This is a genomic window from Pseudomonas sp. P4_C3, assembly GCF_056402075.1.
In genome coordinates, this window is record NZ_JBFUIC010000697.1 from 1 (window position 1) to 916 (window position 916).

General features: G+C 61.5%; 1 protein-coding gene. It reads right to left on the reverse strand.

Going from position 1 to position 916, the window contains the following annotated elements; genetic code table 11:
- Window positions 1-51: 51 nt before the first annotated feature.
- Window positions 52-916, reverse strand: an 865-nt coding sequence (locus tag AC1DVH_RS31860; protein ID WP_477757131.1) for a DUF1254 domain-containing protein, incomplete at its 5' end; no start/stop codon positions are given.

Consider the following 916-nt stretch of genomic DNA (forward strand, 5'->3'; position numbering starts at 1 on the left):
ACGCAGGACTGGCCGACACCTGCCCACGGCGGGTGTCAGCAATGGGTCGCACTACTTCGATACCACCAACGCCGGTGGCTGCCAGCTGCCTTCGCCGGCGGGAAGAATCGAAGGCGGTGCGGTCTTCGGCCAGTAGAGGCGCATTACCAGAAAGACCGTGTCGTCAGGCGCGGGCAACCAGTTTGCCTCCTTGGCCTTGCCGGGGGAGTCTTTCTGGATGTACAGCGTCAGTGAACCATCCGTGTTTTTCTTCATCGCCGACAGCATCGGCGAGTTGATCAGGTAACGGTTGAGCGGATTCTTGATCAGCAGCTGGCTCTTGCCGTCGTACATGGTCACCGACCAGAAGGCATTGACTGGCGGCAGTTTGCCGGCCGGGAAAGTCAGCGTGTACTTGCGCTTGCTGGTATCCAACGTCTGGCCGGTGCCGTCGGTGCGCGTGTTGGGATACATCGCCTCGACGGCGTCGTTACCGTAGAGGCCGCCTTTCGCGGCACCGGCACGCTTCAGCCAGTCGGCCTTGTAGAACGTTTGGTCGCCGAAGTACGCGCCTACGTTCCAGCCRTTGATTATCTTCGTCCCGCTCGCGAGGAACTTGTCGACCTTCTCGTCACCGGCCTTCATCCCGAGCAGGACCACGGCCTTGTGCTCGAGCGAGAGGTCCTTGAATTCGAAGCTCCGACCGGGGCCTACGCCGATGCTGGCCAGCTTCGCCCGAATCTCCTTGTCGTCAGCCGATGGCGGCACATACTCCATCGCGGCCGACAGGTACTCGAAGAAGTTGGCCTTGATGCCTTCCGTCGTAGCCGGCACGAAATCAATCTTCGGCGCAGTGGGCGGCGCGGGTTGATGGAGGAAGGCGGACAGCGGCTGGACCTTGTAGCCCGCTTGCACCTTCTCGACATTCGGCATGTCC